Origin of the sequence: Stenotrophomonas sp. Sm6012 (genome assembly GCF_030985895.1) — a bacterium.
Classification (GTDB): Bacteria; Pseudomonadota; Gammaproteobacteria; order Xanthomonadales; family Xanthomonadaceae; genus Stenotrophomonas; species Stenotrophomonas forensis.
In genome coordinates this window covers 1-6,167 of the sequence record NZ_JAPTFX010000204.1, presented here as the reverse complement: position 1 = coordinate 6,167, position 6,167 = coordinate 1, and the positions used below count along the sequence as shown (strand labels likewise).

The 6,167-nt window shown below is 66.1% G+C and carries 4 protein-coding genes; all 4 read right to left on the bottom strand.

Annotation, left to right across the window (positions count from 1 at the left end; all coding sequences use genetic code 11):
• Positions 1-160: 160 nt before the first annotated feature.
• Positions 161-1,744: an NAD(P)/FAD-dependent oxidoreductase gene (locus O0J73_RS21115; protein ID WP_308309574.1), complete on the bottom strand. Its 1,584-nt coding sequence runs from the start codon at positions 1,742-1,744 to the stop codon at positions 161-163.
• 75 nt (positions 1,745-1,819) lie between these two features.
• Entirely contained in the window at positions 1,820-2,314 is a 495-nt protein-coding gene (locus tag O0J73_RS21110) for a VOC family protein (protein ID WP_308309573.1), read from the bottom strand.
• A 124-nt stretch (positions 2,315-2,438) separates the two neighbouring features.
• On the bottom strand, positions 2,439-4,448 hold the full coding sequence (locus O0J73_RS21105; protein ID WP_308309572.1) for a M13 family metallopeptidase: 2,010 nt from the start codon (positions 4,446-4,448) through the stop codon (positions 2,439-2,441).
• A gap of 158 nt (positions 4,449-4,606) precedes the next feature.
• A partial coding sequence (locus tag O0J73_RS21100; RefSeq protein WP_308309571.1) for a M13-type metalloendopeptidase occupies positions 4,607-6,167 on the bottom strand: 1,561 nt, incomplete at its 5' end.

Genomic DNA, 6,167 nt, shown 5'->3' with positions numbered 1-6,167 from the left:
TTTTCAGGCTGTAGGGGCCGACCGTTGGTCGGCACACCTTGTCCCATGCGGGTAGGTGCCAACCTGGGTTGGCACGCTTTGAATGGGATCATTGGACGCGGGTAGATGCCAACCTCGGTTGGCGTTCGACCTGCCGCTCTGTGCCAACCAAGGTTGGCATCTACCCATCCTGCAACACCACCTGCGCGGCATTGTGCCCCGGTGCACCGGTAACGCCACCGCCGGGATGGGTACCGGAACCGCACAGGTACAGGCCGGGCAGGGCGCCGCGATAGCCGGCCTGGCCGACCATCGGCCGCGCCGAGAACAACTGGTTGGCACTCAGTGCGCCGTGGAAAATGTCGCCGCCGACCAGGCCGAAGGTGCGTTCCAGATCGAGCGGGGACAGCACCTGCCGACCGAGCACACTGTCGGCGAAGCCGGGCGCATAGCGTTCGACGGTGGCGATCATCAGGTCGGCCACGGTGTCCCGATGATCATCCCAGTGGCGGCCGTCAGGTAGCACCGGTGCCACGTGCTGGCAGAACAGGCTGGCTACATGCTGCCCGGGCGGTGCCAGCGAATCGTCCAGCGTGCTGGGGATCAGCATCTCCACGATCGGTTCGCGCGACCAGCCTTCGCGGCGCGCGTCGAGCCAGGCGCGGTCCATGTAGTCCAGGCTGGGCGCCATGATGATGCCGGCGCTGAGGTGATCGCCGGGGCCGGGCAGGGCGCGGAACTCCGGCAGCCGCGACAGCGCCACGTTCATCCGGAACGTGCCGGAGCCGCAGCGCCAGTTCGCCATGCGTTCGCGCGTGGCTGCCGGTACGTGTGCCGGCTCCAGCAGGTGTTCGTAGAGCAGTTTCGGGTTGACGTTGGCGATCACCGCACGGGCGTGCAGCGTTTCGCCGTTGGTCAGTGCCACGCCCACCGCGCGGCCCTGCTCGATCAGAATGCGCTGCACGCCGGCCTGCACGCGCAGTTCCGCACCGGCCGCGCGCGCCGAGGCGGCGATGGCCTGGCTGATCGCACCCATGCCACCCACCGCGTGTCCCCAAGCGCCCTTTACGCCGTTGCACTGGCCGAACACGTGGTGCAACAGCACGTAGGCACTGCCCGGGGTATACGGGCTGGCGTAGTTGCCGACGATGCCATCGAATCCGAACAGCGCCTTGATCGGCTCGCTCTCGAACCAGCGATCCAGATACTCCGCCGCCGACAGCGTGAACAGGTCCAGCAGTTCCTGCCGCAGCGAGGGATCCAGCGTCGACAGTTCGCGCCCGAGACGGCCCATCTGCCACAGGGCGGGCAGGGCATGCCAACCACCTGCAACGCCAATATCCGGCGGTGCGCGCAGGGCCCACGCGCGAAGCACGTCGGCGAAGATCTCCAGGCGTGCCTCATATTGGGGCAGGCGCTGCGCATCCCGCTCGGAGAACTTCGCGACCTCGCCCTGGGTGCGGCCCGGTGCCGACAACAGATAGCGGCCATCCGGCAGCGGCAGGAAGTTGTTGGCCGGACGCGCGACGATGCGCAGCCCATGCGCATGCAGTTGCAGGTCGTCGATCACCTTTGGTTGCAGCAATGACACCGTGTACGACGCGACCGAGTTGCGGAAGCCGGGATGGAATTCTTCGGTGACCGCTGCGCCGCCGAGAATCCCGCGGCGCTCCAGAACCAGCACCTTCTTTCCGGCGCGTGCCAGATAGGCCGCGCAGACCAGGCCGTTGTGGCCACCACCGATGAGGATCGCATCCCAGGTCATCAGCACCTCGGAAAAAGGGGACGGAGGGGATTAAGTCGCAATTCGCATTGCAGCGCAGGCAGTGGGGGAAACGACTTAATCCCCTCCGTCCCCTTCTTTGATTGCTGCTTCGATGGTGGCGATGTCGATCTTCTTCATTGGCATCATGGCGGTGAAGGCGCGCTTGGCCAGTGCCTTGTCCTGGCTGGTCACCGCTTCGATCAGCATGCGCGGGCTGATCTGCCAGGAGATGCCCCAGCGGTCCTTGCACCAGCCGCATTGGCTCTCCTGGCCGCCGTTGCCGACGATCGCGTTCCACAGGCGATCGGTCTCGGCCTGGTCTTCGGTCTGGATCTGGAAGGAGAAGGCTTCGCTGTGCTTGAACGCGGTGCCGCCGTTGAGGCCGACGCAGGGAATGCCACAGACGGTGAATTCGACGGTAAGCACATTGCCTTCCTTGCCGTCGGGATAGTCACCGGGCGCGTGATGCACGGCGGTCACCGCGCTGTCGGGCAGAATGCTGGCGTAGAAGGTGGCGGCCTCGAGCGCGCCGTTGTCATACCAGACACAGATCGTGTTCTTGTGTGCCATGTCAGGGCTCCACGATGGACGAGGCAGCAGCGATAGCATGCCCGGTGTTAACCCCGGATCGTGCTGCACCCGCAAAAAAAGGGCGCCCGAAGGCGCCCCCTGTGTTACCGGTTCATCAGCAGGCTCAGCGCCAGACCTTGATCTGCTCGGCCTCGCTGCGCTGCATCGGCTGGCCGGCCTTGCAGCTGAAGGTGGCACCGAAGGCCGGCAGGTTGGCCAGCGTGCCGTTGCTGCGCCACAGGCCCGGCGCGCGGATGTCGGCGGTCAGGCGGCGCACGGCTTCGTTCGGCGACAGCTGCTGTGCCCACAGTGCCGACCAGGCGCGGAAGAAGCCCTGCTGCTGTGCCTGCTTGGCCTTCGGCTCCTGTGCGGTGTACGCGGCCCAGGCCAGTTCCAGGCCGGCGATGTCGGCCAGGTTCTCTTCCTGGGTGAGCGTGCCGTTGACCTTGGCCCCCTTCACGCCCGGGAAATCGTAGGCGTTGTACTGCGCGGCCACGCGGTTGCCGAGCAGGGTCCAGGCGGTCTTGTCGGCCGGGGTCCACCAGCTGCGCAGCTCGCCCTTGGCGTCGACCAGCGCACCCTTGGCATCGATCGCACGGGTCAGCTCGTGGCCGACCAGGCCACCGAAGCTGCCGAACTTGTCGGCGGCGTCAGCCTTGGCGTTGAACACCGGGCCCTGCAGGATCGCGGCGGTAACGATCAGGCGGTTCTGCGCCAGGTCGTAGGCCAGCGACGGCTGCTGCGGCAGCACGTCCCAGCGACGGTCGGCGTTGCCCTTGCCGATGCGCTTCATTTCCTCGCGATGGCGCCAGGTCGAAGCGATCAGCATGTTGCCGCCGAACGAGCCACGGCCCATCGGCTGCACGCTGTAGTCCAGGTCGCGCAGCGGGGTGCCGATCTCGATCTTCAGCGCGGCCAGCTTGGCCTGCGCTTCGGTCTTGGCTTCGGCGCTCATCCAGCTGCTGTTCTTGACTGCCTCGATCTGCACTTCGCGGACCTTGTCGACGATCCACGCCGCCTGGCGACGGTCTTCGGCCGACAGGTAACGCGCGGCGTACTCGCGGCCGACCATCGGGCCGGCGGCCACGTTGATCGCATCCAGCACGTCTTCCCAGCGCTGCGGCGGCAGGGTTTCGCCACGCAGCACGCGGCCGCGGAATTCGAACTCGGCATCGCGGTAAGCCTTGGACAGGTACGGCGCCATCGAGTCACCCACGCGCCAGCGCAGGTAGGCCTTCCACTGGTCCGGCTTGAGCTTGGTGACCATGCCGTCGAGCTGCTTGAACAGGCCCGGGTCGGCCAGTGAGACCAGGTCGTCATCCACGCCCTGTGCCTTCAGGAAGGCATCCAGCTGCAGGTTGCGGTAGCGGCTGTTGAGCTCCTTGGTGGAGATCGGCGCGTAGTTGTTGAACGGGTTGTTGATGCCGGCCAGCGACTGCGCATTGCGTGCCAGCTCGGTTTCCAGCGCGATCACCGACTGCGATTCGGCATCCAGCTTGGCGGCCGGGGTGCCGGTCAGCGCCAGGATCTGCTTGACGTAGGCGCGGTAGCGACCCATCAGCGCCACGGTGTCGGCGTCGGCGCGGGTATAGAACGCCGGGTCCGGCAGGCCCATGCCGCCCTGCATGAAGTAGCCGATGTGGCGATCCAGCGCCTTCAGGTCCACGTCGGGGCCGAAGTTGAAGGCCACCGGAATGCCAACCTGGTGCAGCGCGGCAATCGACGCCGGCACGTCCTTGGCCTTCTTGATGGCGTTGATGCGGGTCAGCAGCGGGGCGATCGGATTGGAACCGTCGGCTTCCACGGCGGCTTCGTCCAGGCCGCTGGCCCAGAAGTCACCCAGCAGCTTCTGCACGTTGCCCTGCGGCGACTTCATTGCGGCGTCGAGCAGCTCGCGCTGCTGCTGGCGGCTGCGATCGACCAGCTGTCCCAGTGCGGTGGTGGCACCGGTCTGCGGTACGGGGTTGGCCTTCAGCCAGCCTGCGTTGGTGGCGTCGTAGAAGTCGCTGCACTGGGCACTGACAGCCGGCGCGCGTGCGGCCTTCTTCTTGGCGGCGGCGAACGCGTCGTGGGTCGGGACCAGGGTCGCCAGGCTGATGCCCAGGGCGATGGCAAGCGGACGGAAGTTGGGCATGTGGAACGAATCCGTGATGGATTGAGGGCGCGCGCACTATAGCAAGCCGCGCATCGACGCGGCATGCACGCATCACGCTGCGTTCGCAGGGCGCCGCCAAAAACAAAGGCCCGGGAAATCCCGGGCCTTTGCAGGTCTGCCGCAGCGTCAGCCGTGGCTTACCAGATCACCACCTGCTGCTCGCCAGCGCGGGCCATCGGCGAACCGGCCTTGCACTGGAACGCAGCGGCGAAGGTCGGCAGGTTCGACGGCGCACCCATGGCGCGGAACTGCGCCGGGGCATGCGGGTCGGTGGCCAGGCGGACCTTGGCGTTTTCCGGGGTGTACTTGGTGCGCCACACGGTGGCCCAGTTGAAGAAGAAGCGCTGGTCGCGGGTGAATCCGTCGACCTTCGGATCTTCCTTGCCGGCGGTGGCCTTCTGCAGGGCGTCGTAGGCGGTGGCCAGGCCACCCAGGTCGGCGATGTTCTCGCCCAGGGTCAGGTGGCCGTTCACGGCCTGGCCGTCGACCTTGTACTGGTCGAACTGCTTGACCAGCTTGCCGGTCAGGCCTTCGAAGTTCTTCTTGTCGGCCGGGGTCCACCAGTCTTCCATGTTGCCGGTCGGCCCGAAGCGCGCGCCCTGGTCGTCGTAACCATGGGTCATTTCATGGCCGATCACCGCACCGATGCCGCCGTAGTTCAGCGCGTCGTCGGCCTTCGGATCGAAGAACGGCGGCTGCAGGATGGCGGCCGGGAACACGATCTCGTTCTGCAGCGGGTTGTAATAGGCGTTCACCGTCTGCGGGGTCATGCCCCACTCGGTCTTGTCGACCGGCTTGCCGATCTTGGACAGGTTGAACTTGTAGTTGAACTCGCTGGCTGCGCGCACGTTGCCCAGGTAGCTGTCGCGCTGGGTCTGCAGGCCCGCCCAGTCACGCCACTTGTCCGGGTAGCCGATCTTCGGGGTGAAGGTTTCCCACTTGGCGATGGCCTTGGCCTTGGTTTCCTCGCTCATCCAGCTCAGGCCCTGGATGCGTTCCTTCAGCGACGCAGCCAGGTTCTTCACCAGTTCTTCCATCTTCGCCTTGGCTTCCGGCGAGAAGGCGACCTTCACATACAGCTGGCCGAAGGCTTCGCCGGCATCGTTCTCGATGGTGCCCAGCACGCGCTTCCAGCGCGGCTTCTGTTCCTTCTGGCCGTTGAGGGTCTTGCCGTAGAACTCGTAGTTCTCCTGCACGAAGGCGTCGGCCAGGTACGGCGAGGCGCTGTCCACGGTGTGGAAGCGCAGGTAGGCGCGCCACACCGACGGATCGGTGTCGCCCAGCGCCTTGCTCACTTCCTCATGGAAGGCCGGCATGGCCAGCGAGAACTTCTCCGGCGCGGCCACGCCCTGCGACTTGAAGAACTCGGTCCAACTGAAGTTCGGGGTCAGCTTGTCGGCGTCGGCCAGGGTGACCGGGTTGTAGAACAGTTCGACGTTGCGCGACAGTTCGACGCGCGACTTGGAGGCCTTGGCCAGGCGGGTTTCGAACTTGACCACGTCCTCGGCCTGCTTGGCCGCATCGGCCGCGGCGACGCCGGACAGTTCCAGCACCTTGGCGACGTGCGCCTGGTAGGCCTTCAGCTTGTCGGCGTTCTTGGCATCGGTGTAATAGGTGGTGTCCGGCAGGCCCAGGCCGCCCTGGCTGGCGTAGGCCATGTTCACGGCAGAGTTCTTGAAATCGGCTTCGGCGCCGAAG

Excerpts from the sequence above, each read along its gene's own strand:
- O0J73_RS21115 (WP_308309574.1), bottom strand. The coding sequence starts at position 1,744 with ATGACCTGGGATGCGATCCTCATCGGTGGTGGCCACAACGGCCTGGTC.
- O0J73_RS21105 (WP_308309572.1), bottom strand. The coding sequence starts at position 4,448 with ATGCCCAACTTCCGTCCGCTTGCCATCGCCCTGGGCATCAGCCTGGCG.
- O0J73_RS21110 (WP_308309573.1), bottom strand. The coding sequence starts at position 2,314 with ATGGCACACAAGAACACGATCTGTGTCTGGTATGACAACGGCGCGCTC.